Origin of the sequence: Mesorhizobium sp. M0698, from assembly GCF_040320455.1 — a bacterium.
Classification (GTDB): Bacteria; Pseudomonadota; Alphaproteobacteria; order Rhizobiales; family Rhizobiaceae; genus Mesorhizobium.
Map to the genome: position 1 here is coordinate 140889 of NZ_JAMYPQ010000004.1, position 26013 is coordinate 166901.

28 protein-coding genes are annotated in these 26013 nt (G+C 62.4%); 11 read left to right on the top strand and 17 right to left on the bottom strand.

Going from position 1 to position 26013, the window contains the following annotated elements:
• Positions 1 to 12 precede the first annotated feature (12 nt).
• A complete protein-coding gene (locus tag NKI16_RS11025) occupies positions 13 to 1146 on the bottom strand; it encodes a site-specific DNA-methyltransferase (protein ID WP_023674154.1) in 1134 nt (377 codons plus the stop codon).
• Positions 1147 to 1326: 180 nt separating this feature from the next.
• Between NKI16_RS11025 and NKI16_RS11030 the strand changes: the two genes are divergently transcribed.
• On the top strand, positions 1327 to 2016 hold the full coding sequence (locus NKI16_RS11030; RefSeq protein WP_023674153.1) for an HAD family hydrolase: 690 nt from the start codon (positions 1327 to 1329) through the stop codon (positions 2014 to 2016).
• A 38-nt stretch (positions 2017 to 2054) separates the two neighbouring features.
• Here NKI16_RS11030 and NKI16_RS11035 read toward each other — a convergent pair whose 3' ends face one another.
• Entirely contained in the window at positions 2055 to 2753 is a 699-nt protein-coding gene (locus NKI16_RS11035) for a hypothetical protein (protein ID WP_023674152.1), read from the bottom strand.
• Between the two features lie 128 nt (positions 2754 to 2881).
• Between NKI16_RS11035 and thrC the strand changes: the two genes are divergently transcribed.
• The 4 genes from thrC to NKI16_RS11055 are packed head-to-tail and all read left to right on the top strand — an operon-like array spanning position 2882 to position 9089.
• Complete coding sequence (gene thrC / locus NKI16_RS11040; RefSeq protein ID WP_023674151.1) at positions 2882 to 4279, top strand: threonine synthase; 1398 nt, start codon at positions 2882 to 2884, stop codon at positions 4277 to 4279.
• 14 nt (positions 4280 to 4293) lie between these two features.
• Entirely contained in the window at positions 4294 to 5586 is a 1293-nt protein-coding gene (locus tag NKI16_RS11045; RefSeq protein ID WP_352922736.1) for a M16 family metallopeptidase, read from the top strand.
• A gap of 15 nt (positions 5587 to 5601) precedes the next feature.
• Positions 5602 to 6198, top strand: coding sequence for a GNAT family N-acetyltransferase (locus NKI16_RS11050; RefSeq protein ID WP_254818464.1), 597 nt, complete (start codon positions 5602 to 5604; stop codon positions 6196 to 6198).
• Positions 6199 to 6200: 2 nt separating this feature from the next.
• Complete coding sequence (locus NKI16_RS11055) at positions 6201 to 9089, top strand: EAL domain-containing protein (RefSeq protein ID WP_023674148.1); 2889 nt, start codon at positions 6201 to 6203, stop codon at positions 9087 to 9089.
• 24 nt (positions 9090 to 9113) lie between these two features.
• Here NKI16_RS11055 and NKI16_RS11060 read toward each other — a convergent pair whose 3' ends face one another.
• Entirely contained in the window at positions 9114 to 9722 is a 609-nt protein-coding gene (locus tag NKI16_RS11060; RefSeq protein WP_031211061.1) for a YqgE/AlgH family protein, read from the bottom strand.
• A 147-nt stretch (positions 9723 to 9869) separates the two neighbouring features.
• Between NKI16_RS11060 and NKI16_RS11065 the strand changes: the two genes are divergently transcribed.
• The 3 genes from NKI16_RS11065 (at position 9870) to NKI16_RS11075 (ending at position 11886) form a co-directional block, all read left to right on the top strand.
• Positions 9870 to 10676: a protein-disulfide reductase DsbD domain-containing protein gene (locus tag NKI16_RS11065; RefSeq protein ID WP_352456894.1), complete on the top strand. Its 807-nt coding sequence runs from the start codon at positions 9870 to 9872 to the stop codon at positions 10674 to 10676.
• Between the two features lie 82 nt (positions 10677 to 10758).
• Entirely contained in the window at positions 10759 to 11259 is a 501-nt protein-coding gene (locus tag NKI16_RS11070) for a peroxiredoxin (RefSeq protein WP_352922739.1), read from the top strand.
• A 147-nt stretch (positions 11260 to 11406) separates the two neighbouring features.
• The gene (locus NKI16_RS11075) at positions 11407 to 11886 is read left to right on the top strand and encodes a DUF2938 domain-containing protein (RefSeq protein WP_352578603.1); all 480 of its coding nucleotides are present in this window, start codon (positions 11407 to 11409) and stop codon (positions 11884 to 11886) included.
• Positions 11887 to 11890: 4 nt separating this feature from the next.
• Here NKI16_RS11075 and NKI16_RS11080 read toward each other — a convergent pair whose 3' ends face one another.
• From NKI16_RS11080 to coxB, 12 genes are all read right to left on the bottom strand, one after another.
• Positions 11891 to 12484: a histidine phosphatase family protein gene (locus NKI16_RS11080; protein WP_352456891.1), complete on the bottom strand. Its 594-nt coding sequence runs from the start codon at positions 12482 to 12484 to the stop codon at positions 11891 to 11893.
• Positions 12485 to 12527: 43 nt separating this feature from the next.
• On the bottom strand, positions 12528 to 13055 hold the full coding sequence (gene rnhA, locus NKI16_RS11085) for a ribonuclease HI (protein WP_023674142.1): 528 nt from the start codon (positions 13053 to 13055) through the stop codon (positions 12528 to 12530).
• Positions 13052 to 14014 carry a homoserine kinase gene (locus tag NKI16_RS11090; protein ID WP_352839507.1) on the bottom strand — a complete coding sequence of 321 codons (963 nt, stop codon included), beginning with the start codon at positions 14012 to 14014 and terminating at the stop codon, positions 13052 to 13054. Before NKI16_RS11090 ends, rnhA begins: the two co-directional genes overlap by 4 nt.
• A 5-nt stretch (positions 14015 to 14019) precedes the next feature.
• Positions 14020 to 15024: a 4-hydroxy-3-methylbut-2-enyl diphosphate reductase gene (ispH, locus tag NKI16_RS11095; RefSeq protein ID WP_254818458.1), complete on the bottom strand. Its 1005-nt coding sequence runs from the start codon at positions 15022 to 15024 to the stop codon at positions 14020 to 14022.
• Between the two features lie 107 nt (positions 15025 to 15131).
• Complete coding sequence (locus NKI16_RS11100; RefSeq protein ID WP_352593365.1) at positions 15132 to 15887, bottom strand: SURF1 family protein; 756 nt, start codon at positions 15885 to 15887, stop codon at positions 15132 to 15134.
• The gene (locus NKI16_RS11105) at positions 15884 to 16270 is read right to left on the bottom strand and encodes a DUF983 domain-containing protein (protein WP_352621654.1); all 387 of its coding nucleotides are present in this window, start codon (positions 16268 to 16270) and stop codon (positions 15884 to 15886) included. Before NKI16_RS11105 ends, NKI16_RS11100 begins: the two co-directional genes overlap by 4 nt.
• An 83-nt stretch (positions 16271 to 16353) precedes the next feature.
• Entirely contained in the window at positions 16354 to 17235 is an 882-nt protein-coding gene (locus NKI16_RS11110; protein WP_023674137.1) for a cytochrome c oxidase subunit 3, read from the bottom strand.
• A 1-nt stretch (position 17236) separates the two neighbouring features.
• The gene (locus NKI16_RS11115) at positions 17237 to 17869 is read right to left on the bottom strand and encodes a cytochrome c oxidase assembly protein (RefSeq protein WP_023674136.1); all 633 of its coding nucleotides are present in this window, start codon (positions 17867 to 17869) and stop codon (positions 17237 to 17239) included.
• A gap of 7 nt (positions 17870 to 17876) precedes the next feature.
• Positions 17877 to 18044: a cytochrome c oxidase system small membrane protein gene (locus NKI16_RS11120; RefSeq protein WP_502896658.1), complete on the bottom strand. Its 168-nt coding sequence runs from the start codon at positions 18042 to 18044 to the stop codon at positions 17877 to 17879.
• Positions 18041 to 18985, bottom strand: a complete 945-nt coding sequence (locus NKI16_RS11125; RefSeq protein ID WP_352449885.1) for a heme o synthase — start codon at positions 18983 to 18985, stop codon at positions 18041 to 18043. Before NKI16_RS11125 ends, NKI16_RS11120 begins: the two co-directional genes overlap by 4 nt.
• A gap of 75 nt (positions 18986 to 19060) precedes the next feature.
• Positions 19061 to 20713, bottom strand: coding sequence for a cytochrome c oxidase subunit I (ctaD, locus tag NKI16_RS11130; protein ID WP_031211058.1), 1653 nt, complete (start codon positions 20711 to 20713; stop codon positions 19061 to 19063).
• 38 nt (positions 20714 to 20751) lie between these two features.
• Entirely contained in the window at positions 20752 to 21630 is an 879-nt protein-coding gene (gene coxB / locus NKI16_RS11135) for a cytochrome c oxidase subunit II (protein WP_352456886.1), read from the bottom strand.
• Between the two features lie 371 nt (positions 21631 to 22001).
• Here coxB and NKI16_RS11140 point away from each other — a divergent pair, with 371 nt between their 5' ends.
• The 3 genes from NKI16_RS11140 (at position 22002) to NKI16_RS11150 (ending at position 24841) form a co-directional block, all read left to right on the top strand.
• Positions 22002 to 22526, top strand: coding sequence for an invasion associated locus B family protein (locus NKI16_RS11140; protein ID WP_023674131.1), 525 nt, complete (start codon positions 22002 to 22004; stop codon positions 22524 to 22526).
• 128 nt (positions 22527 to 22654) lie between these two features.
• Positions 22655 to 24067, top strand: coding sequence for a metalloprotease TldD (gene tldD / locus NKI16_RS11145; RefSeq protein WP_352839511.1), 1413 nt, complete (start codon positions 22655 to 22657; stop codon positions 24065 to 24067).
• Between the two features lie 66 nt (positions 24068 to 24133).
• Positions 24134 to 24841 (top strand): NAD-dependent deacylase, encoded by a 708-nt coding sequence (locus tag NKI16_RS11150; RefSeq protein ID WP_352635330.1) that lies wholly within the window; start codon positions 24134 to 24136, stop codon positions 24839 to 24841.
• 248 nt (positions 24842 to 25089) lie between these two features.
• On the opposite strand, the gene NKI16_RS11155 is transcribed toward NKI16_RS11150, so the two are convergent.
• Positions 25090 to 25617: an RES family NAD+ phosphorylase gene (locus NKI16_RS11155; RefSeq protein WP_502897587.1), complete on the bottom strand. Its 528-nt coding sequence runs from the start codon at positions 25615 to 25617 to the stop codon at positions 25090 to 25092.
• A complete protein-coding gene (locus tag NKI16_RS11160) occupies positions 25583 to 25954 on the bottom strand; it encodes an antitoxin Xre/MbcA/ParS toxin-binding domain-containing protein (RefSeq protein ID WP_352578613.1) in 372 nt (123 codons plus the stop codon). Before NKI16_RS11160 ends, NKI16_RS11155 begins: the two co-directional genes overlap by 35 nt.
• Positions 25955 to 26013 lie beyond the last annotated feature (59 nt).

A 26013-nucleotide genomic window follows, 5' to 3' on the forward strand; every position in this document is an offset into this window, starting at 1 on the left:
ACTCGGAAGCCGTCAGGCGCCCGCCCGCTCCATGCCTAGCCGAGCAATGCGGCGAAGCTCGTCGATCGGGGTCAGGCCGCCGCTGCGCTCATAATGCCAGAAGGTCCATCCGTTGCAGGCGTCCAGCCCCTGCACCTCGGCGCCGATCTTGTGGATCGACCCGGCACTGTCGCCGATCGCCAGCGTGCCGTCGGCGCGCACTTTTGCCGCCCAGCGCTTCTTGGCGTCGTAAAGCGTGGCGCCTGGCGCCACCAGGCCATTGTCGAGAAGCGTGACGAAGGCGACGCGCGGCTCAGCGCGCTTGCCGGTCAGTACCGTCAAATTGGCGCCTTCCAGCGGCCGGACCGCATCGATACGTTCCATGGCGGCATCGATATAGGTTTGTTCGCGCTCGATGCCGACGAAGTGGCGGCCAAGCCGCTTGGCCACAGCCCCGGTGGTTCCTGAACCGAAGAACGGGTCGAGCACGATGTCGCCCGGCCTGGTCGATGCCGTCATGACGCGGGCAAGCAACGCTTCCGGCTTCTGCGTCGGATGCAATTTGTCACCATTGTCGTTCTTCAGGCGCTCGCCGCCGGTGCAGATCGGAAACAGCCAGTCCGAGCGCATCTGGACGTCGTCGTTCGATGCCTTCAGCGCCTCGTAGTTGAAAGTGTAGCCCTTGCCCTTCTGGTCGCGCGATGCCCAGATCATCGTCTCATGCGCGTTCTGGAAACGGCGGCCACGGAAATTGGGCATTGGATTGGTCTTGCGCCAGACGACGTCGTTGAGGATCCAGAAGCCCAGGTCCTGCATCTTTGCCCCGACCCTGAAAATATTGTGGTAGGAGCCGATAACCCAGATCGTGCCGTTGGGCTTCAACACACGGCGCGCCGCCAGCAGCCAGGCGCGGGTGAAGGCGTCGTAGGCCTCAAAACTGTCGAACTGGTCCCAATGGTCGTCGACGGCATCGACCTTGGATTGGTCGGGCCGGTGCAGATCGCCATCGAGCTGCAAATTATAGGGCGGATCGGCGAAGATCACGTCGATCGACTTTTCCGGCAGCCGTTCGAGCGCGGCGACGCAGTCGCCCTTCAGGATCGTATCCAGCCACTCGGATTGCTGGGGAGCATCGGAAAGCTCGTCGAGAAGACGCACGGCAGACATTGTGACACCCAAGGCACGCGTTACTGTTTACTGTCCGTTATGGTTACCGATCAGCGTAAATATTCAGTGAAGCAGCCCGCCGAATTTGCGAAGCCCGGCCTGTTGGTGTATGCCGCGCCGCCTGAGCCGTTTGGACCAAAGGGCCCTCGGCATTCCCCTCATCCCGCTTTCCGGATCACCATGCCCCAGCCAGACCTTGTCATCTTCGATTGCGACGGCGTGCTCGTCGATTCCGAAATCATCGCCGCGCGGATCGATGCCGAGCTGTTGACCTCGGCCGGCTACGAGATATCGGCCGAGGAGATTTCCGAGGTCTATGCCGGGTTGACTTTCAAGGACATCATGATGCGGGTCGAGGAAAAGTCCCGGATCCCGTTCCAGGCCTCGCTGATCGACAAGGAGGAACAGCTGGTCGATCGTCGGCTGCGCAGCGACGTGCGTGCCATCGACGGGGCGCACGAGGCTGTCGCCGCGGTAGCAGTGCCGCGCTGCGTCTGTTCGAATTCGCGTTCGGAGCGAATCGAATTCATGCTGGAGAAGGTGCAGCTTTTGCCGTTCTTTGCCGGCCGTATCTTTTCCTCGCTGGAAACCCCGACCGGGAAATCCAAGCCGGCGCCGGACGTGTTTCGGTTCGCCGCGGAAAAGCTCAAGGCCGATCCTGCGAACACCTTTGTCATCGAGGATTCGGTGCATGGCGTCACCGGCGCCAAGACGGCGGGAATGCGCGTCATCGGCTTCACCGGCGCGGCGCACAGCTATCCCGGCCACGCCGATGCGCTGACCGAGGCCGGCGCGGAAACGGTCATCCGCCGCTGGGCGGAACTGAAAAGCGTGATCGCCGCGCTGTCGGAATGGTCGGCGGACGCCTGAGAGGCCGCCTCCAACCGCCGTGGCGCGAATGCAGCGGCTCAGTTGGTCGCGGCGGCTTTCTTCTTCCTCGGCTTGTCTGTCGCTACTTTCGGAGCGCCCTCGTCATACCCGGCATATGCCTGGTAGTCCTTCGCCGTCGGCTCCGGAACGACGACGTTGGAATCGGTGAAGACGAACTGCGTGGCACTCGAAGGATCGGTAACCTGGACCTGATAGGAGTGAAGCTGCGAATAGAGAACTTCGGTGCCGTGCATCACCGCGATGCGGATCGGCATGGTGATGGTGCCGGGGGTGAACATCGGGCCAGGCACGACCTTGCCGGCGACGGCTATCTTCATCGACAAGGAGCCGTTGGCGCGGCTGCAGTCGCGGGTCACATCGGTGATCGAAGCCTGATAGATGATCTTGGCGGAATCGTCCGGCTGATCGGCGCCAGCCGCGTCCGCTGCCGGCTGGGCGGCTTCCTCGGCGGCAACATCGGTTTTTTTCTTCGGCTTCGGACCGCTCTTGGCGTAGGTATTGAAGAAGGCAGTGCCGTCACGCAACGTCACTTTCGGGCAATAGGCCTGCAGCTGGCTGGAAAGCACCTTGGGATCGGGTGGCGGTGGCGGTGTCGTATCCTTTTTGCCGAAGCCGAGAATTCCATTGTCGCTCGATTGGCAACCTGCGGCGGCAAGCATAAAGCCGGCGAGCGCCAGACCCGCGACAAAACGACCGTTGAATGAATGAAACGCCATGAACTGCACTTCCCTCTCGCAAAGCCGGTGACGTATATCAACCGCGCGGCAAAAATGCGACTGAGCCTGCGCAGAAATCCACCACCTCGCGGCGGGCGAAAATTCCCGGCAGCAATGGAAACGTGACGATGCAATATGTGAGTACCCGCGGGGAAGCGCCCGCGCTTGGATTTTCCGACGCGGTGCTGGCCGGACTGGCGCGCGACGGCGGGCTCTACCTGCCGAGCGCCTGGCCGCATTTTTCCGCAGCCGAGATCCGCGCCATGCGCGGCCTTGCCTATCCCGATCTTGCCATCCGTGTGCTGTCGCCGTTCCTCGGCGGCGAGATCGCGGCGCCGGTGTTCGAACGGCTGGTGCGCGAAGCCTATGCGACCTTCCGCCATGAGGCCGTCTGCCCGCTCGTGCAGACCGGGCCGAACAGCTTCGTGCTCGAGCTGTTCCACGGCCCGACGCTCGCGTTCAAGGACGTGGCGATGCAGCTTCTTGCGCGGCTGATGGACCATGTGCTGGCCGAGCGCGACCAGCGCGCCACCATTGTCGGTGCCACCTCCGGCGACACCGGAGGGGCCGCCATCGATGCCTTTGCCGGGCGCAACCGCACCGACATCTTCGTGCTTTTCCCGCACGGCCGCGTCTCGCCGGTACAGCAGCGGCAGATGACGACCTCGACCGCCGCAAACGTCCATGCGTTGGCGATCGAAGGCAATTTCGACGACTGCCAGGGCCTGGTAAAGGCCATGTTCAACGACCACGGTTTTCGCGACCGGGTATCGCTGTCCGGCGTCAACTCGATCAACTGGGCCCGCATCATGGCCCAGATCGTCTATTATTTCTCGTCCGGCCTGTCGCTCGGCGCGCCCGACAGGCCGGTTTCCTTCACCGTGCCGACCGGCAATTTCGGCGACATCTTCGCCGGCTATGCCGCCAAGAAGATGGGGCTGCCGATCGAACGGCTGATCATCGCCACCAACGACAACGATATTCTGGCGCGCACGCTGGCGACCGGCGAATACCGCATGAAGGGGGTCTTTTCGACCACGTCGCCCTCGATGGACATCCAGGTGTCTTCGAACTTCGAACGCTTGCTGTTCGAGGCGTCCGGCCGCGATGCCTCGACCGTGCGGCGCTACATGGACGGGCTCAAGCAGTCCGGCGCCTTCACCATCGAGGCCGGGGAAATCGCCAGGATCCGCTCCGAATTCGACGCCGGCCGCGCCACCATGGACGAGGTCGCCGCCACCATCCGCACCACACTTGCGGCGAGCGGCTATCTGCTCGACCCGCATACGGCCGCGGCCGTGCATGTGGCCGCCGGCAAGGCTGCGGGTGAGGTGCCGATGGTGGTGCTGGGCACTGCGCACCCGGCAAAGTTTCCCGCCGCCGTCGAAGCCGCCAGCGGCGTGTCGCCTGCCCTGCCTGCATGGCTAGGCGGGTTGATGAGCGCCGAGGAAAAATACACGGTACTTCCATCCGACCTGAAAATGGTGGAAGATTATCTCGGCCGCCACACGCGGGCGGCGCGTTAGGGAGTAATTGCCATATGGGTGTTGAGGTAAGCCGTCTGTCGAACGGCCTGACAGTCGCCACCGAAACCCTTCCAAGCCTCGAATCTGTTGCCCTTGGCGCCTGGGTCAAATCGGGCGCACGCAACGAGCGTGACGAAGAGCACGGAATGGCGCACTTGCTCGAGCACATGGCTTTCAAGGGCACCAGGCGGCGAAGCGCCTTCGAGATTGCCTCGGAGATCGAGGACGTCGGCGGCGAGATCAATGCCGCCACCAGCGTCGAGACGACCTCCTATTATGCAAGGGTTCTGAGCGACGACGTGCCGCTGGCCGTCGATATCCTTTCCGACATCCTGCAGGAATCCGAATTCGATCCGCAGGAGTTGGAACGAGAGCAGCATGTGATTCTGCAGGAGATCGGCGCCGCGCACGATACGCCCGACGACGTCGTTTTCGATCACTTTACCGAGACCGCCTTCCGCCACCAGACTATCGGCCGCTCGATTCTTGGCACGCCGGAAACCATCAAATCCTTCACTTCGAAGCAGCTGCACGACTTCATCGAACGACAGTACGGTGCCGAGAACATGGTGATGGTGGCGGCCGGCGATATCAAGCACGACGATTTCGTGCGGGAAGTCGAAAAGCGTCTCGGCAGCTTCCGCGGCAAGGCCGACGGCACCATCCCGCAATATGCGCAGTATGTCGGCGGCGATTTTCGCGAGGACCGCGACCTGATGGACGCCCAGATCGTGCTGGGTTTCGAGGGCCGCGCCTATCACGTCCGCGATTTCTATGCCTCCCAGGTCCTGTCGATGATCCTGGGCGGCGGCATGTCGTCGCGACTTTTCCAGGAAGTCCGCGAAAAACGCGGCCTGTGCTATTCGGTCTATGCCTTCCATTGGGGTTTTTCCGACACCGGCGTCTTCGGGGTCCATGCGGCGACCGGACAAAGCGATATTGCCGAGCTGGTGCCTGTGATCATTGACGAGCTGCAAAAGGCCGGTGAAAACATCCTGCAGGAGGAGCTTGACCGCGCGCGTGCCCAATACCGCGCCGGGCTGATCATGTCGGCCGAGAGCCCGGCCAGCCGCGCCTCCCAGATCGCCAGGCAGTTGCTTCTGTTCGGCAGGCCGATCGCCAAGGAAGAGCTGATGGAGCGGCTGGCGGCGTTGACTGTCGAGCGGCTGACGGATCTGTCGTCCCGGCTTTTTTCGACCAAGCCGACGCTTACAGCCGTCGGGCCGGTGGGTACGCTCGCGCCCTATGAGGCAATCCTCGATTCGCTTTCGGGCACGCAGACCACTGCCCGTAAGCTTGCCGTCTAAGCCTATTCGAGCGTCGTGTTCGCGCTCCCTTTCTTTCGCCGCGACCTGCCGGCACTGAAGGGCGAGCTTGTCACGCTGCGCGTACCGCTGACCAACGACTATCGCGAGTGGTCGGTGCTGCGCAGTGAAAGCCGCGCTTTTCTTGAGCCGTGGGAGCCGCGATGGACCCCTGACGAACTCGACCGCACGGCGTGGCGGCATCGTATCGGGCGCTACCGCGAGGACTACGCGCAGGGGACGGCGATCGCCTTCTTCATCTTCGAGAAAAGCAGCGGCAAGCTGGCCGGCGGTATCACCCTCGGCAATATCCGCCACGGGGTCGCCCAAAGCGGCCATATCGGCTACTGGATCGGCGAGCGCTTCAGCGGACGCGGCCTGATGACCGATGCCGTCAAGGTGGTGACGCGTTTCGCCTTCGAAACGCTGCGATTGCACCGGATCGAAGCTGCCTGTATTCCCGACAACGCCCGGTCGATCCGCGTGCTTGAAAAAGCCGGATTCCGGCGCGAAGGACTGCTACGATCCTATCTCAGGATCAACGGCATCTGGCAGGACCATTACCTATACGCCCGAATCGCGGACGATCCGCCGGGCGTTGGAACAAAGGACTGATTTTGACGAATTTTCTGCGCAAGGGGTCGCTGCTTGCCTTTATGCTGGCGGCAATCGTCACGCTCTGCGCGGCATCCTCGGCGTTTGCCGTAGAACCGATCAAGATCGCCCGCGACGACGTTGCGCTCGATCTTTCGGGGGCCGTCTCGATCTACCGGAACCAGGGCGAGAATTTTCAGGTGTCGACCGCGCCAGGCCCGGACGGCATCGTGCGGCGCATCGAGGTCGAGGCAAATGATGCGCGCTCGACCGGTGACTGGGCGGTGTTCGCGCTCGCTAATACCACCGACCAGCAGCTCGACAGGCTGATTGTCGCACCGCATTTCCGGCTGGTGAATTCCGGCCTGTTCTGGCCGGATCTCGGCTCGACCCGTATCGCTGCGATCACGCCCAGCGAAGGCTTTGCGCTCGACCGTCAGACCAGCCCCGACGCCGACGTGTTCCGGGTGACGTTGAACCCCGGAACGGTGATTACCTTCATCGCCGAGCTCGCCTCGCCCAAGCTGCCGCAGGTCTATCTGTGGGATCCTGAATCCTACAAGGACTCGGTCAATTCCTACACGCTGTTTCGTGGCATCGTCATCGGCATCGCCGGCCTGCTGGCGCTGTTCCTGACCATTCTTTTCGTCGTCAAGGGGACCTCGATGTTCCCGGCAACGGCGGCCCTAGCCTGGGCGGTGCTTGCCTATATCTGCGTCGATTTCGGCTTTCTCAACAAGATCATAGAGATCTCACCGGGCAATGAGCAGATGTGGCGCGCCGGAACGGAGGTGGCGCTCGCGGCGACCTTCGTGGTGTTCCTGTTTGCCTATCTCAACCTCAACCGGTGGCACGGCCATTTCAGCTACGGCGCACTGGTCTGGATTCTCGGGCTGGTGCTGATCGCCGGTGTCGCCATCATCGATCCGGCGGTTGCCGCCGGCATTGCCAGGCTGTCCTTCGCCGCCACCGCGCTGACCGGGCTCGGCCTGATCATCTTCCTCGGTATCCGCGGTTACGACCGCGCCATCATGCTGGTGCCCAGTTGGGTGATGGTTCTGCTGTGGCTATGCGGATCGTGGATGGCAATCACCGGCATGCTGGACAACGATATCGCTCAGCCGGCGCTGGGCGGTGGGCTGATCCTCATCATCCTGCTGATCGGCTTCACCGTGATGCAGCACGCTTTTGCCGGCGGCGCGCTGCATCAGGGCCTGTTCTCCGACCTTGAGCGGCAGGCGCTGGCGGTTGCCGGATCGGGCGATACTGTGTGGGACTGGGACGTGCTGCGCGACCGCGTCGTCACTCGTCCCGACGTCAGCATTCAGCTCGGTCTTGCCCCCAACAGCCTCGGCGGCCCTGCCCGCAACTGGCTGCCGGTGCTGCATGCCGACGACCGCGACACGTTTCGCACGACACTCGACGTGGTGCTCGAGCACCGGCGCGGCCGGGTGTCGCAAAACTTCCGCCTGCGCGGCGCCGACGGGCACTATCACTGGTTTTCGTTGCGCGCCCGGCCGGTGATCGGCTCGGACGGCGAGGTCATCCGCTGCGTCGGCACCATGGTCGACGTGACGGAGCAGAAGAAGTCCGAGGAACGGCTGCTGCATGACGCCGTACATGACAATCTGACCGGCCTGCCTAACCGCGAGCTGTTCATGAACCGGCTGGAGGCGATCATTTCGATCGCCCGCACCGAAGAGAAGGTGCGCCCGACCGTCTTCGTCATCGACATCGACCGCTTCAAGCAGGTCAATGACGGGCTCGGCATCTCGGCCGGCGATACCATCCTTTTGACCATCGCGCGGCGGCTGCACCGGCTGCTCAAGCCGAAGGATTCGCTGTCGCGCTTTGCCGGCGACCAGTTCGCGCTGATGCTTTTGTCGGAGCAGGATCCGGCCCGCATCGCGGCCATTGCCGATGCCATCAAGCACGCCATCAACAACCCGATCACCTTCGCCAAGCGCGAGATCGTGCTGACGGCCTCGATCGGTCTGATCACCTGGACCGCCACGCAGACCTCGGCCGAGGACATGGTCAAGGATGCCGAGCTTGCCATGCATCAGGCCAAGCGCTTCGGCGGCGACCGGATCGAACCATTCCGTCCCGCCTTCCGCACCGTCGGCACCGACCGGCTGCAGTTCGAGTCCGATCTGCGCCGCGCCATCGAACGACGCGAATTCACGCTTGCCTACCAGCCGATCGTGCGGCTGGAGGACGGCAGCGTCGCAGGCTTCGAAGCGCTGCTGCGCTGGGACCATCCGCGGCGCGGCATGATCCCGCCGGCGGATTTCATTCCGGTTGCCGAAAACTGCGGCCTGATCGTGCAGCTTGGGCTGTTCGCCATGCAGCAGGCTGCCGAAGACCTGGCGGGATGGCAAAAGCAGATCGGCGATGCGCCGCTGTCAGTCTCGGTCAATCTGTCCAGCCGCCAGCTCATCCGCCGCGACCTGGTCAGCGACGTCCGCTCGGTGATCGCGCGAGCCAACCTGAAACCGCGCTGCTTCCGGCTCGAACTCACCGAATCGCTGGTGATGGACAATCCCGAGCAGACCGCCCATGTGCTGACCAAGCTGAAGCAGCTTGGCATCGGCCTGTCGCTGGATGATTTCGGCACCGGCTATTCATCGCTGGCCTATCTGACGCGCTTTCCGTTCGACACCATCAAGATCGACAAGAGCTTCGTCGACGACGCGACGCCGAAACGCGCGGTGCTGCTCAAATCAATGGTCAACATGGCGCATGAGCTCGGCCTGTCGGTCGTTGCCGAAGGCATTTCGGACGAAAGCGATGCGCTAGAGCTGCGGCAGATGGGCTGCGAATACGTGCAGAGCTTCATGTTCGGCGCGCCGATGCCCGGCGACCAGGTGCTGAAGACGCTGAAGGAACAGTATCCGTTGACTCAAGCGTGACAAGTTTCGGGGACGTGATGAGGCTCAGGCGTGACCGGCAGCCAGGCTGAGATGCGCGAGATCGATGCCGATCGAGGCAAGGATCCGGTCGTATTTGCGGTCGATGTCGGCGTCGAACAGAAGCTCGGCACTTGCCGGGCAAGTCAGCCAGCCATTCTCGACGATCTCGTTTTCAAGCTGGCCCGCACCCCAGCCGGCATAGCCGAGCGCCATCAGAGCCCGCCGGGGTCCGCGGCCGGAGGAGATGGCGCGCAATATGTCGACGGTCGCGGTCAGACAGACATCATCGGACACGGCGAGCGAGGATTCCACCCGGTAGTCGCCCGAATGCAGAACGAAGCCGCGGCTGCGATCCACCGGTCCGCCATTGCGCACGACGAAGTCGCGCGCCGGCGGCGGCAGGCGAATTGCCTCCAGCTCGTTCATGATGCCGAGTTGCACGAGCAGGTCCGGAAACAGCATCTGCTGCGTCTGGTTGATGATCAGCCCCATCGCGCCTTCGTCGCTGTGCGCGCAAATGTAGATGACAGAGCGCGTGAAGCGGTCATCCTTCATGCCGGGCATGGCAATCAGGAACTGATCGTCGAGAAAGCCGGGTCCTGCGGCCGTCCTTTTATGGCGCAACAAATCCATGGCCACAGGGTAACGCGTTTCCGGGGCGTCGAAAAGATGGGCGGCGCCCGATTTGATCAGGCTCGTAAATCGAAGGTCACGCAAATATGATGCTGGCGGCGTCATGAAATCATTGTGCGGCCATCAACAGACGATCAAATCATCGCCATGCAAAGCTTGAAAATCCTGCTGCTTGGTGTGGCCATTGGATCGGCGACCGGCCTCCCCGCCTCAGCCTCCTCATCGGCCTGGTACAACAGCGAAGGCGGCAGGGTGCGGCTGGTAACAAGCGGCAAAGCCGACGAGGCCGGACGTCTCCAGGGCGTCCTCGACATTGCGCTGAAGCCGGGCTGGAAGACCTATTGGCGCGATCCGGGTGATGCGGGCGTGCCGCCACAGATCGACGTCTCGGCCAGCACCAACATTGCCGACGCGACGCTTTCGTTTCCGCCGCCGCAGCGCCACGATGACGGCTATGGCAAATGGGCCGGCTACGACCACCCGGTTTCGTTGCCGGTGACGTTCACGCTTGCCGCGCCCGGCCAGCCGGCCGTCATCGATGCGGACATCTTCCTCGGCATTTGCGAAACCATCTGCATCCCGGTGCAGACAAGGCTGACCGTCGATCCCGGCGCCGATCCCGACAACGCCGAGGATGCGGCACTGGTCAAGGCGGGCCTTGCAACCCTGCCCGCCACGGCAACGCCCGATTTCGGCATAAACGTACTGCCGGGCGACCACGAAACGCTGATTGTCGAAGCGAGCTTTCCGGGCAGCCCCGAGGGCGCCGACTTCTTCGTTGCCGGCGAACGCGACTACATGTTCGGTGCCCCGGCACGCAGCGAAAAGGATGGCAAGCTGATCTTTACGGTGCCGATCCTCGACAGGCCGTCGACAACGCCAACCGATGGCGGCCTGCACTACACACTGACAAGTGCCGCAGGCGCGGTCGAAGGCCTGTTGCCATTCCCGTGATGCCAACGTCTGGACGGTTGCCGGGCGCGCCTTAATTCGCTATCGCAAGGACACTCCCTTCCATTTCCAAGCGAGGACCATCATGACGATCTCCGTTGGCGACAAACTGCCCGATGCGACCTTCAAGACAATGACCGCCGACGGTGCAAGGCCGATCACGACGGGCGAGATATTCTCAGGAAAGAAGGTCGTGCTGTTTGGCGTTCCAGGCGCCTTCACGCCGACCTGCAGCAACAATCATCTGCCCGGCTTCCTGGACAATTACGACGCCATCCTGGCGCGCGGCGTCGACACTATCGCCGTTGTCTCGGTCAACGATGTTCACGTCATGGGGGCTTGGGCCCGCTTCAGCGGCGGTGAAGGCAAAATCCTTTATCTTGCCGATGGCAATGGCGATTTCGCCAAATCGGTCGGCCTCGACGCCGACCTCTCCAGCGGCGGCATGGGGCTACGCTCGAAGCGTTTTTCGATGATCGTCGATGACGGCAAGGTCACCGCACTCAATGTCGAGACAAAGCCCGGCGTCGACGAATCCGGTGCGGCTCACATTCTCGGACAGCTTTCCGTCCTGGCGACAGCCTAGGCCAGGCACGGCAAAGGGCGCCTTCGAGCGCTCAACGTCCAAAGGACGCTGACTTTTGCATCGGCGCATGATCCTTCCGAAAGCCGACCCGGTTTTCGGGGCCATGTGTCGGCCCTTCGGGACTGCTTGCTTTTGGGGACCTCGATTATGTCTGACATCGTCTGGCGCAGCGTCGCGATCGGCATCGGCGCAACCGCGCTTATGGATGTCTGGGCGATTTTCCTGAGCAAGGCCTTTGCCCAACCGCGACCGAACTGGGGGCTGGTCGGCCGCTGGGTCTGGCATCTCAGGGAAGGCAAGGTCTTCCATGACGACATTGGCGAGGCCTCGCCCTACCCGCATGAATCAGTACTTGGCTGGGCCTTTCATTATGCTGTCGGTATCGTCTACGGCATCATACTGGTCGTGCTGGCCGGAACGGCCTGGCTCACCGCGCCGACCTTCCTGCCGGCCTTTGCCCTCGGCATCGTCACCGTCGGCGCCGGCTGGTTTCTGCTGGCGCCCGGCATGGGTGCCGGCTGGGCCGCTTCGAGGCGCCCCAATCCGATGCAGGTCCGCGCCCTCAATCTTGTGTCGCACACGGTGTTCGCGCTCGGACTGTTCGGCACCGCCCTGCTGATCCGATAGGTAATTAACCGTCGCGGCGCTGCGTCGGCCTGTCGATCGGCTGCCATCCATGGATAACGCGACGCGCGCTGATATCGTATGCGAAGTAGTTCCCACCGCCCGCTGGCTGATCCGCCTCGCGGCTGATTTCCCGACCGCTCAAAGAGAGCAGCAGGAGCGTTCCGACACCTCCGTGACCTATGAAAGCAACGTCGACGGCGGCGTCGGTGCGTAGCACAGTGTCTACCTCGCTTAGAATACGACGCTGGGCTTCGATAGCTCGCTCCCATCCACGAATGCTGCTGTTTGGATTGGCGAAGAATTGGTCGGCGACCGCCTCGAACTCCGATGGCGGCAGGAAACCGGTTGCCGATCGGTCATTCTCATGCATCCGTTCCCTCACCTCGACTGCAAGGCGGAGATGCCTTCCGAGTATCCCGGCGGTTTCTATCGCCTTGCGTTCACCCGACGACACGATCCGCCGGATCGACCCAACCCACGGCTGATCGAGCATTGCAGATGTTCTCGCTCGCCCGATGTCGGACAGTCCCCACTCCGGCACTGGAACGTTGGCATCGACCTGAACCTGGGGATGCGTGATGTAGTATGCAATCGGCATGATAACAGCTCTTCCTGCCAGAGAGCGGACCCGCAGCCGGAATTCAATAGCTTTGCGTCGAGCGCCGCGCCTTTGTGGCCGCCGGCTGCTTTGACTGCGAACCTGGTTCTGGCGCCGCAGTCTTGACGAGGCCTTTCTTGAAAGGCGCCATGCCGAGCCGCGCCAATTCGTCGGCGCGCTCGTTCTCAGGATGGCCGGCATGGCCCTTGACCCAATGCCAGGTGACCTGATGGCGGTTACGCGCCGCGTCGAGCTGCTGCCACAGCTCGGCATTCTTCACCGGCTGCCTGGCGGCCGTCTTCCAGCCGTTGCGCTTCCAGCCGTCGATCCAGCTGAAAATACCGTCCTTGACATAGTTGCTGTCGGTATAAAGATCGACGGCGCAGGGCTCCTTGAGCGCATTAAGCGCCGAGATGGCCGCCAACAGTTCCATACGGTTGTTGGTGGTGGCAGCCTCGCCACCATGGAGCTCCTTGATTGCGCCGTTGAAGCGCAGGATTGCGCCCCAGCCGCCAGGCCCGGGATTGCCCGAACAGGCACCATCGGTGAAGATTTCAACGCGCTTGGTCATGTCAGTCCATATTCGGAAGGAGAGTTGATCGCCCGGTGGAAGCGCATCCGGCGGATATACTCGGTCGGGTCGCGTTTCATCACCAGCCCGCCGTCCGGGACCGTCAGCCAGTCATAGAGCCGGGTCAGCATGAAGCGCAGCGCCGAACCGCGCGCCAGCATCGGCAGCGCAGCTTTCTCGTCACTGCTCAACGGCCGCACGCTTTGGTAGCCGGCAAGCAACGCCGTGCCCTTGGTCAGATTGAAAGAAAAATCCTTCTCGAAGCACCAGGCGTTGAGGCACGTGGCAACGTCATAGGCGTAGAGGTCGTTGCAGGCGAAGTAGAAGTCGATCAGCCCGGACAGTTTCTCGCCGAGGAAGAACACATTGTCCGGGAAAAGATCGGCATGGATGATGCCCTGCGGCAGACCGTTCGGCCAGTTCCGCTCGAAATCGGCGAAATCGGCATCGACCTCGGCCGCCAGTCCCGGCTCGACCTCGTCGGCGCGGGCGCGGGCGGCATTCCACAGCTTGCGCCAGCCATCCATGGCAAGGGCGTTGGGGCGGGTCATCGGAAAATCCGCGCCGGCGAGATGCAGTGCCGCCAGCGCCTTGCCGACCTCGCCGCAATGCGCAGCCGTCGGCCGCCGCAGCGACAGGCCTTCGAGAAAGGTGATGATGACCGCCGGCCGGCCGGCAAGTGTTCCGATCACACCGCCATCATGTGCGGTGACCGGGAGCGGGCACGAAATGCCCTTTCTGGCGAGGTGGGCCATAAGGCCGAGAAAGAACGGCAGGTCAGCCTTGTCGACGCGCTTCTCGTAAAGCGTCAGGATGTAGGAGCCGCTGCTGGTGTGCAGAAGAAAATTCGAGTTTTCGGTGCCTTCGGCGATGCCCTTGTAGGACAAGAGGTCGCCGACCGGATAGTTCCTGAGGAATGCGCCGAGCTCGCCCTCGTTGACGTCGGTGTAGACCGCCATCGTTGCTACGCGGCCCCGTTGACGAAGGCCATGTCGGCAGCCGTCAGTTCGACATCGCGCAACACCCGCATCACCGGAAAGTCCTCCGTCTCCGTCGCCGTCACGGCCAGCTCGATGGTCACGTCGAAGCGCTGCCTGAACGCATCGACGATCTCGTCGACGATGATCTCCGGCGCCGAGGCGCCCGCCGACAGGCCGAGCGTCGAAATGCCGGCAATCTCATTCCACGGAATTTCGGAGGCGCGCTGCACGAGAAGCGACATCGAGGCGCCGGCGCGCTCGGCCACTTCGACCAGGCGCCGCGAGTTGGAGGAGTTAGGTGCGCCGACAACCAGGAAGAGATCGGCGCCGGCCGCTGTTTCCTTGACCGCTTCCTGGCGATTGGTGGTGGCATAACAGATCGATTCCGCCGCCGGCGCGTGCAGCTCGGGAAAACGCTGCTGCAGGGCGCGGATGATACCGGCGGTGTCCTCGACCGACAGCGTCGTCTGGGTGACGAAGCCGAGCGCTTGCGGGTCTGCAGGCACGAAGCTTGCGGCGTCGGCCTCGGTCTCGATCAGAGTGACCGCGCCGTCCGGCAACTGGCCCATTGTGCCGATCACCTCCGGATGCCCGGCATGGCCGATCAAGAGCACGTGGCGGCCAAGCCGCTGATGGCGCATCGCCTGCTTATGGACTTTCGAGACCAGCGGGCAAGTCGCGTCGAGATAGAACAGGTTGCGGGACTGGGCGTCGGCCGGCACCGATTTCGGCACGCCATGCGCCGAAAAGACGACCGGGCTCTGGCGATGCTCGGGCGGGATCTCGGAGAGCTCCTCGATGAACACCGCGCCGAGGCTTTGCAGCCCTTCGACGACGTAGCGGTTGTGCACGATCTCGTGGCGGACATAGACCGGCGCGCCGTATTTCTTCAGCGCCAGCACGACGATCTGGATGGCACGGTCAACGCCCGCACAGAAACCGCGGGGCTGGCAGAGCCGGATGGTCAGCGGCGGCTTTGTGTGAAGCATGATTGCATCTTACGCTGATTGTAGGCCGGTTGATCGGACTATGACTTCTGAGCTCAAGGCGCGAAATGAGGTGCGCGGCCCTGCCCTGTCAAGGGTAGTGGCGGCGATCATTGGTCTTTCGCCGGGCGGCGGAGCCAGGAGATCAGGACGCCGGCAAGGGCGGCGGCAAGGCCGTACCAGGTTATCGCATATTGCAGATGGCTGTTCGGCAGGTCGATGACGGTGACACCGCCAACTGGCAGCCCGCCGGGGTTGGGCGTGGCGTTCGCATCGATGAAGATCGGCACCAGCGCCGCACCTGTCGGCAGGCCGGCGCTCGAGGCCATCGCGTCACGATCTTTCCAGTAGAAGATATTCTTCTGTGGATCATTGTCGGGAAGCATCATCGAGGGCTTGGCCGGCAGCGGGTTGCGGGCGAGCCCCGTCACCGTCACTTTGCCCGTTACCTGCCCCTGCGGCCGCTTGGCTGGATCCTTGAAATCGTAAGGCACGAAGCCGCGGTTGATCAGCACGAAACGGCCATCGTCGAGCTGTAGCGGCGTGAAGACGTCGAAACCGGACTGGCCTTCCCAGGTGGCGAGGAAATGCCGCTCGTCTTGATGCAGGAAAGTGCCGGTCACTATCACCGGCGTGTAGTCCACGTCGCCGGCGGCAGCAAACCGCTTTTCGAGCTCGGCCAATGGCACAGGCGCCGAATGCGTGCGCTGGTCTATCGTCTGGAGAAGGCCCTCTTTCCAGTGCAGGCGCTGAACCTGCCAGGTGCCGAGCGCCAGCAGGATCAAAAACACGACGATACCCAGGCCGAGCGCCAATGCGCGCTTCGGCCGCGACCGGCCGGCCACCAAACCGGATGCCTCGCTCATTCGCCGCGGTCCAGCCGGCCCTCGGCCGCCTTGTTGCGGTATTGCAGCGTCAGCAGCACGCCCTTGATCAGCCGGAGCGCCGCCAGGCAAAGCACCAGCGTCAGCGGAATCCACAGCAGCAGATGCAGCCAGAGCGGCGGATTGAGCGTCACCTCCATCCACAACGCCAGGCCGACGACGATAAAGCCGATGATCAGGATAACGAACACCGCCGGCCCGTCGCCGGCATCGGCGAAGGAATAATCGAGGCCGCAATTGGAGCAGCGATCACCGACCGTGAGGAACCCGGAGAACAGCTTGCCCTCGCCACAGCGGGGGCAGCGGCCATGCAAGCCGGCCGAGATCGGATCGATTGGTGGCCAGATCGCCTTGTCGTCGCTCATGAGGTCCATCCTAGGAGCATTTGCCGCAAAAGATAAGGCGGCCACGTCGCCGCAGCCGCCTTGTCGATTTCCTCAGCTCGATCTCAGTGCGGTTCGATCATCGCGCCGTTCGATGCCCAGACGTAGATCGAGGCAAACAGGAACAGCCACACCACGTCGACGAAGTGCCAATACCAGGCGGCGGCCTCGAAGCCGAAATGCTGCTTGGGCGTGAAGTCGCCCTTCATGGCGCGGATCAGGCAGACCAACAGGAAGATCGTGCCGATGATGACGTGGAAACCATGGAAGCCGGTCGCCATGAAGAAGGTGGCGCCGTAGATCGAATCCCTGAAGCCGAACGGCGCGTGCATGTACTCGTAGGCCTGCACCATGGTGAACAGCATGCCGAGGCCGACGGTCAGCACCAAGCCATTGATCAGGCCCTTGCGGTCGCCGTGGATGAGCGAGTGGTGCGCCCAGGTCACCGTGGTACCTGACAGAAGCAGGATGACGGTGTTGTAGAGCGGCAGATGGAAAGGGTCGAGAACCTCGAGGCCCTTGGGTGGCCAGACGCCGCCGGTGAAGGCGGTACGGGCGTATTGATGGACCTCGCCCGGAAACAGGCTGGCGTCGAAGAAGGCCCAGAACCAGGCGACGAAGAACATCACCTCGGAGGCGATGAACATGATCATGCCGTAGCGCAGATGCAGCGACACGACACGGGTGTGGTGTCCCTCATGCGCTTCCTTGATCGTATCCGACCACCAGGCGAACATCGTGTAGATGACGATCAGCAGGCCGATGAAGAACAGCCATGGATTGGCGACATTGAAACCGAAGATCGGGAAATCGCCGCCCTTGAGGTATTGCATGTAACAGACGCCGCCGAACGCGGTCACCAGCGCCCCGACGGAGCCCAGGAAAGGCCACGGGCTCGGGTCGACAAGGTGGTAGTCATGTTGTGGTTTTGCGTGTGCGTCTGCCATATCAACCCCCGAGGCTTGCTTCGGTATCTGAAATCTTGTTGCGGCGGCCGTCGGCCGGCACCGATGATGCGACCGGCTTGGTCTTGTCGACCGGGAACATCGTGTAGGACAGGGTAATCGTCGTCAGATCCTTCAATTCCGGCGCGTTGACGATGTCGGGATCGACATAGAAGACGACCGGCATGTCCAGTGTCTCGCCCGGCTTCAGCGTCGTGTCGGTGAAGCAGAAACACTCGACCTTGTTGAAGTAAGGTCCGGCCAGTTCCGGCTGCACGTTGAAGGTGGCGCGTCCAGTGATGGGACGGTTGAATTTGTTGGTCGCGCTGAAATGCGCCTCGGCGGTTTCGCCGATCTTGATGGTGATCGAGCGGGCGACCGGCTGGAATTGCCAGGGAACGCCGGCGGTGTTGGCGTCGAAGCGGATGGTGATGTCGCGATCGAGCACCCGATCGGCATATTGCTGGGTCGCCCGTTTGACGGTGCCGCCGTAGCCTGTCGCCTGGCAGAACATCGCATAGAGTGGTACCGCGGCGTAGGCCATGCCGATCATGCCGCCGAAAAACGCGATGCAGACGCCAGCGACGACGCGGTTCGTGTTTTTCTTCGTAGGATCGGTGACTGTTTGCCTGGTCATGTTCAGCTCACATCGAGCCGGTGAGGCTGTGACCAAATTTCACGATGGTCGCGACGTAGAATATGACGACCAGCGCCGCCAGCGCGAAACCGATTGCGGCCGATCGATTGCGGCGGGCCTTCTGCTGACGTTCGGTCAGCGTGACCAGTTCAAGCTTCTTTTCGATCATGCTCATGCTCCACCGATGGTCAGCGCGCGCGCGACGACGCAATCGCCAAGGTAGGCGGCGAAGATGGCGAAGAGATAGAGCAGCGAATAGCCGAACAAGGCCTTGGCCGGCTTCATCGCCCGGTCGTCATCGGCCATTTGCAGCACCTTCCACGCATACCAGACGAAGCCGGCGCCGAGCAGCAATGCAACGATGCCATAGACCGGCGTGGTGAACCCGAGAACCCAGGGCAGCACGCCAACCGGCGCGAGGACCAGCGCATAGGCAAAGATCTGGCGTCTGGTCGAGGCCTGGCCGGCGACATTCGGCATCATCGGAATGCCTGCCTTCGCATAGTCCTCCGACTTGAACAGCGCGAGCGCCCAGAAATGTGGCGGCGTCCACAGGAAGATGACCAGGAACAGCACCAAGCTTTCGAGGCTGACCGATCCGGTTACCGCCGCCCAGCCTATGACCGGCGGAATGGCACCGGCAGCCCCGCCGATGACGATGTTCTGCGGCGTCCAGCGCTTCAGCCACATCGTATAGATGACCGCATAGAAAAAGATGGTGAAGGCCAGAAGCGATGCTGCCAACCAGTTGACCAGCACGCCGAGCGTCATCACCGACAGAACCGACAGCACCAGCCCGAAACTCAATGCCTCGCCTGGCCGGATGCGGCCGGCCGGCACGGGACGGCCGGCGGTGCGCGTCATCACCGCATCGATGTCTGCGTCATACCACATGTTGAGCGCACCGGAGGCGCCGGCGCCGATGGCAATAGCCAGGATCGCGATCACCGCCAGCAGCGGATTGATGGTCACCGGGGCGGCGACCATGCCGACAAACGCAGTGAACACCACCAGCGACATGACGCGCGGCTTCAGCAGGGCGAAGAAATCGCCCGCCGTCGCTTCCGACATGCGGAAGCCCGGCTCGTCAATCAGTCTGTCTTCGGCAAGGGCCATGCGTACTTAAAGTCCATCATTCCGTTGGCCAAAACCGCCGGCCGGCCGGCGGTTCCGTATTAAGGAGGCAACCGCCTATTTGATCTTCGGCAACTGTTCCCACTGGTGGAACGGCGGCGGCGAAGGCAGCTGCCATTCCAGCGTGGTCGCACCCTCGCCCCAAGGATTGGCGCCGGCGACCCGCTTCTTCTGGAACGCCTCGAAGACGCCGAACAGGAAGATGACGACGCCGACAGCCGAGATGTACGAGCCGTAGGACGACACCATATTCCAGCCGGCGAAGGCATCCGGATAGTCGATATAACGACGCGGCATACCGGAGAGACCGAGGAAGTGCTGCGGGAAAAAGACCAGGTTGACGCCGACGAAAGTGACCCAGAAGTGGGTGTTGGCGATCACCGGCGAATACATGTAGCCGGTCATCTTCGGGAACCAGTAGTACCAGCCGGCGAAGATCGCGAAGACCGCGCCCAGCGACAGCACGTAGTGGAAGTGCGCGACCACGAAATAGGTGTCGTGCAGCGGGCGGTCGAGGCCGGCATTGGCCAGCTGCACGCCGGTGACGCCGCCAACAGTGAACAGGAAGATGAAGCCGATCGCCCACAGCATCGGGGTCTTGAGCGAAATCGACCCGCCCCACATAGTGGCGATCCACGAGAAGATCTTCACACCCGTCGGCACCGCGATGACCATGGTGGCGAAGACGAAATAGCGCTGGGTGTCGAGCGATAGGCCCGTCGTGTACATGTGGTGGGCCCAGACGATGAAGCCCACCGCGCCGATGGCAACCATCGCATAGGCCATGCCGAGATAGCCAAACACCGGCTTCCTCGAAAAGGTCGAGATGATATGGCTGATGATACCGAAACCCGGCAGGATCAGGATGTAGACCTCCGGATGGCCGAAGAACCAGAACAGGTGCTGGAACAGGATCGGATCGCCGCCGCCGTCCGGGGCGAAGAAGGTGGTGCCGAAATTGCGGTCGGTCAAAAGCATGGTGATGCCGCCGGCCAGCACCGGCAACGACAGAAGCAGCAGGAAGGCGGTAATCAGCACAGACCAGGCGAACAGCGGCATCTTGTGCATGGTCATGCCGGGCGCGCGCATGTTGAAGATGGTGGTGATGAAGTTGATGGCGCCAAGAATCGAGGAGGCGCCGGCGATGTGGATTGACAGGATCGCCAGGTCCATGGCCGGTCCGGGCTGGCCCGATGTCGACAGAGGCGGATAAAGCGTCCAGCCGCCGCCGACGCCGTAGGCGCCGGGCGCACTCGGAACGAAGGCCGAGAAAATCAGCAGGATGAAAGCCGGCGGCAGCAGCCAGAACGAGACGTTGTTCATGCGCGGGAAGGCCATATCCGGCGCGCCGATCATGATCGGCACCATCCAGTTGGCAAAGCCGCCGATCAGCGCCGGCATCACCATGAAGAAGATCATGATCAGCGCATGCGCGGTGGTGAAAGCATTGTACATGCTCTTGCCCCCGTCGATGGCGGCGTCGCCATTCATGCCGTAGACCATCTGCGCCAGGCCAGTGAATATCTGGATGCCCGGCTCCTGCAATTCCATGCGCATGACGACCGACAAGGCGCCACCGATGCAGCCCGCCATGATCGCGAAGATCAGATAAAGCGTACCGATGTCCTTGTGGTTGGTCGAATACACCCACCGGACCCAGCCATGATACGGCTTGTGGTCGTGGTCGTCGTGAGCTGCAGCGTGCGCCATGGTCGGCTCCGTTCCCTGAATCTTTTCTGGTCGCGGCATCAATTGCCGGCGGCCGCTACCTTGTTCGTGCCATCGACCTCGGCCATCAGCGCCTTGTTGGCGCCGGGAAGGTCGGTTTTGGCTGCCGCCAGCCAGGTCTTGTATTGTGCATCGGAGACGACGCGAATGGCGATCGGCATGAAGGCGTGGTCCTTGCCGCAGAGTTCCGAGCACTGGCCGTAATAGAGGCCTTCCTTGTCGGCCTTGAACCAGACCTCGTTGATGCGGCCCGGCACCGCGTCGGTCTTGATGCCGAAGGACGGCATGGCAAAGGCGTGAATGACGTCGGTCGCCGTCACCAGCACGCGGGTCATGGTGCTGACCGGCACCACCATCTCATTGTCGACGGCGAGCAGGCGCGGATACTCGGCGCGATCTTCCTTGCCGGCAGCAGCCCTGTCGGCATCCTGAAGGATCGCGGAATTAAAGGAAAGCGTGTTGTCGACCTGGTATTCGTAGTCCCAGTTCCACTGATTGCCGGTCGCCTTGACGGTCAGCTTGGCTTCTTCCGGCGGCGTGTATTGCGCGGTCAGCAGCTGGAACGAGGGAATGGCGAGACAGAGCAGGATGACCACGGGACCGACAGTCCAGATGACCTCGATCAGCGTGTTGTGGCTGGTGCGCGACGGCGTCGGGTTGACGCTCGCCCGGAACCGCAAAATGCAGTAGGCGATCAGGAAAAGCACCAAGGCGGTGATCACAATGATGAACGCGAAAGAGTAGTTCCCGAACCACTCGATCTGCCGCATAATGTCGGTTGCCGGAGGCTGAAAACTGGTTTCCCAAGGTTGGGGCTGGGCTGCATGAGCGGATGCAGCGGCAAACAACGTGGCGGCGGCACTAGCTACGATTTTGGCGGTTGCCAGGAATTTTCTCATCGCCCTCGTCATCTCCCAGTTCCTCGCGATCGGACCGCAAGAATGTCGAACAATGCCGGGACGGGAATCCCGGACAATTCAAGGCTGGTTCAAACCATACTCTATTTGCCTCCGCAAGAAAGGAGCGCCGGAACCCGTGCGGCATTTTTGCGCGCAAGCGCGGCTGTGGCTTCGTGCGGTGACTGCTTGCCGCGAATCACCGGAGCGGCATCCGGGTAGAATGAGCCGCGCGGCGTGCGGAGCCGTCGCAATTAGGGCGAAATTGGCACTGAAAAGCGCATTGTCGCCTGTGTCGGGGCAGATCGCTGGGGTCTCGTCCTTTACTTGGGTTTAGTGCGGCTTAAAGTGCCGTGATTCGCAATGGAGCCGTCATGAACCCTTGGCTTTCGAGAACCTTGGCGAAGGTCATCTTTGTTGCCGCCGCAATAGCCTTGTCCGGCGCCGGCCTGGCCAATGCCGCGCAGCCAAGCGGCACGGTGAAGTCAACGCATGGGGCGTGGTCGATCATCTGCGATACGCCCGCCGGTGCTACATCCGAACAATGCGTGATGATGCAGAACGTCGTCGCCGAGGACCGTCCGGAAATGGGTCTTTCCGTTGTCGTGCTGCGCACAGCCGACAACAAGGCCGAAATCCTGCGTGTGCTGGCGCCGCTCGGCGTGCTGTTGCCCAACGGCCTCGGCCTCAATGTCGACGGCAAGGATATCGGCCGCGCCTATTTCGTGCGCTGTTTCCAGGACGGCTGCTATGCCGAGGTCATCCTGGAAAAGCCGCTGCTCGACACGCTGAAGACCGGTACGTCCGCCACCTTCATCGTCTTCCAGACGCCGGAAGAGGGCATCGGCATTCCCGTCGACCTCAAGGGTTTCGCCGACGGCTTCGCCGCCCTGCCTTGAGACTGGGTCTTGTAGCATGATCCAGTGATGTTGACCGGCCGAGGTCACGGCAAATCTCATTTCAGATTGTCTGTGCGGGCCTTCGCGCCTACATCGTGGGAAACAATCCTCCTGCGAATGGACCTGCCATGAACAGCCTGATCGGCCAATTTGACATTTCCGACGATCGCATCAAGCAAATCGTTGCCGAGACTATTAACGGCGCCGACGACGGCGAACTGTTTCTCGAATATAGCGAAAGCGAATCGCTGATGTTCGACAATGGCAAGCTGAAGACCGCGAATTTCAACACCGACCAGGGTTTCGGCCTGCGCGCCGTCGCCGGCGAAGCCAGCGGCTACGCCCATTCCAGCGATCTCTCCGAAGCCTCGTTGCTGCGCGCCGCCGATGCCGTTTCGACGGTGAAGAGCGGCTATTCCGGTACGCTTGCCGCAGCGCCTGCCCGCACCAACCGCCATCTCTACGGCGACGGAAACCCTATCCCCTCGCCTTCCTTCGAGGCCAAGGCCAAGCTGCTTCAGGAAATCGATGCATGGCTGCGGGCCGAGGATCCGCGCGTCAGGCAGGTGACGGCGTCGCTCGCCGCCTCCTGGCAGCATGTCGAGATTGTGCGCGCCGACGGCCAGATGGTGCGCGACATCCGTCCGCTGGTCAGGATCAACGTGTCGGTGGTGGTCGGCGACGGCGACCGCCAGGAGAGCGGCTCCTACGGCATGGGAGGCCGCAAGGATTTTGGTGAATTCCTGATCGAGGACAGCTGGCGGCACGCGGCCAAGGAGGCATTGCGGCAAGCGCTGGTCAATCTCGAAGCGGTTCCAGCACCTGCCGGCACTTTCGACATCGTGCTGTCGAGCGGCTGGCCGGGCGTCATGTTGCACGAGGCCGTCGGCCACGGGCTGGAAGGCGATTTCAACCGCAAGAAGACGTCGGCCTTCGCCGGCCTGCTTGGCCAGCAGGTGGCAGCGAAAGGCGTCACCGTCGTTGATGACGGCACCATGCCCGAGCGGCGTGGCTCGCTTACCGTCGACGATGAGGGCACGCCATCGGCCCATAACGTGCTGATCGACGATGGCAAGCTGGTCGGCTACATGCAGGACCGCCAGAACGCCCGGCTGATGGACATGAAAGCCACCGGCAACGGGCGACGCCAAGGTTACGCGCACGAGCCTATGCCGCGCATGACCAACACCTACATGACAGCAGGCGACATGGAGCCGGACGAGATCATCGCCTCGGTCAAGAACGGCATCTATGCCGTGTCGTTCGGTGGCGGCCAGGTCGACATCACTTCGGGCAAGTTCGTGTTCGGCTGCACCGAAGCCTACATGATCGAGAACGGCAAGGTGACGCAACCGATCAAGGGCGCCATGCTGATCGGCAACGGGCCGGATGCCATGCATCGTGTGGCGATGATCGGCAACGACATGAAGCTCGACACCGGCATCGGCATGTGCGGCAAGGCCGGACAGGGCGTGCCGGTCGGCGTCGGCCAGCCGCATCTCAGGATGAACCAAATGACAGTCGGCGGCACCAGGGTTTGATGCGGCTGGCGCGTTCCGGTAACATCGCCTTCTAAATGATGTTCCGAATGCCCGGTGTCTTCGACCATGTCCAAAGCCAAAATCGTCATCCTGACAGGCGCCGGCATTTCCGCGGAATCGGGCGTCGCCACGTTCCGGGATCCCGACGGGGTCTGGGCGAAATACGACCTGCAGGACGTGGCCACGCCGCAAGGTTTTGTGCGCGACCCCGTAAAGGTGCAGGATTTCTACAATATGCGCCGGCGGCAGATGGGCAGCGTCGAGCCGAATGCGGCACACGCCGCGCTGGCCAAGCTCGAGCAGAAATTCCCAGGCGACGTCCTCGTCGTCACGCAGAATATCGACGACCTGCATGAGCGCGCCGGTTCGCGCAAACTGATCCATATGCATGGAGAACTGGGCCATGCCCTTTGCCTGAGCTGCGGGCAAAGCAGCACCTGGGCTGACGACATCGCTGCCCATTCGGCCTGTCCAGCGTGTGGTGCAAAAGGTCAATTGAGGCCTGACGTGGTCTGGTTCGGCGAAATGCCTTACCGCATGGAGGAGATCGGCGAAGCGCTGAGGCGCTGCGACCTGTTCGTGGCCATCGGCACCAGTGGGAGTGTCTACCCGGCAGCAGGTTTCGTGGAGGAGGCACGCGCGGCCGGAGCCCTAACAGCCGAACTCAATCTGAAATGCGCCGGCTGGGCCTCCCGTTTCGACGAGCAGATGGAAGGGCCGGCGACACAAGTGGTGCCCGCCTTCGTCGAGCGCGTCCTTTCAGGCGCAGGCTAGCACCGTCTGGCTATGCAGCCTTGAATTCAGCGCGCGATCAGCATCTTTGTTATGTCGGGAGAGGAACTGTGACCGCTGCCGGAGAAAAGCTAGAAGTCACCAGTTCGACCGACGATCAAGTCGTACTGCCTGTTCCAGTCTTGCCTTTAACGCGGCCAGAGGACGTGTTTGGATCCCTGCCCCACAAAGGCAGGCCGAAGACGTTGGAAGAGATGGAGGCGGGTGTGCTCGCCGCGGCTCGAACTGCCCTAAAGCCATGAAGCCGCTGTTTTCGGCAGGCGATGGTCGGGATCGATGATTTCAAGACCTGGAGCATCGTTTTCGCTCCAGCGCCACAGCGCGACGCATGTGCCGCCGGGCGACATGAAGGACGGGTAGATCACGCCGTGCAGCCCGTCGGCAAGCAAGCGGTCTCTCAGCTGGTGCGTCTCGGGCACAAAGCCTCTATCCAGCATGTCGCGCCATTCGCATCGGTGAATGTCGGCCGTTACACCAAGCTTCGCCAGCGTATCGGCGTCTGTCAGGTCGGCCAGCCGGGCGCCTGATAGTTCCAACTGTGCAATCAGCGCCGGATGCTGGACGAAACCCTGATTGTACTCGGCCCAAGCCGTGGACAGTTCCCGGGCGGCGTAGATCGCCGGCGCGCCAATCGGATTCCAGCGGCCGCCGAAGCGGGCCGCGCCGTCACTCGGCAGATGTGCCCAGCGCGGCACAAAAGCGCGCCACAGGGTCAGCCTGGTTTCAGGCATAGATGCCGGAGCGGACTGCCTCCAGATAGGCAAGCACCTTGTCCGTCTTGCCTTCGCGAACCAGATCGTAGGCGGTCTTTCCGGCCCAACCGGGGATCGGCTGATGCTTGAACCAGATCGCCGCACGATGTTCATCACCGGCCATCTCGCCGGCCATCGCCAGGATACGGACGATGGGACTCAATGCAGCGTCGACCTTGCGCGCACCGGACTTGGCGGCAAGCGTGTTGCGCGCGAGACCGGTCAGCCCCGCCAGTTCTGTCATATTAACCCCTAGCAGTTCAGCGACCCGCCTTGGCGAGAGAAACGGCGCCCGCTCCTCGCCGAAGCGCCATGCCGAAATTTCGAAGGCTGCGGTGCTCATGGCAATTCCCTAGCACAGTCTGAACGACGTGCGTTCAAAATGTGCTTTTTTGGTGCGCG